The sequence below is a fragment of the Turicimonas sp. TL08 genome (assembly GCF_054660695.1).
On sequence record NZ_BAAGDP010000108.1, the window covers coordinates 1 to 255 of the forward strand.

Below are 255 nucleotides of genomic sequence, written 5' to 3' on the forward strand. Positions count from 1 at the left end.
ATGATGAATACATAGTCATGCGAGGCGAACGAGGAGAACTGAAACATCTAAGTATCCTCAGGAAAAGAAATCAACCGAGATTCCGGCAGTAGCGGCGAGCGAACCCGGAGCAGCCTAGTTTTTGATAATTTGGATGATAGAAGAATGAGATGGAAAGCTCAGCCAAAGAAGGTGATAGCCCTGTATTTAAAATTGTCCGAATGGTACTAAGAAGACGAGAAGTAAGGCGGGACACGAGGAATCCTGTCTGAAGAT

At 44.7% G+C, this 255-nt stretch carries 1 rRNA gene; it reads left to right on the plus strand.

The window, feature by feature from the left end:
- Window positions 1-255, plus strand: a 23S ribosomal RNA gene (locus ACYQ4O_RS13150); the annotation flags it as partial.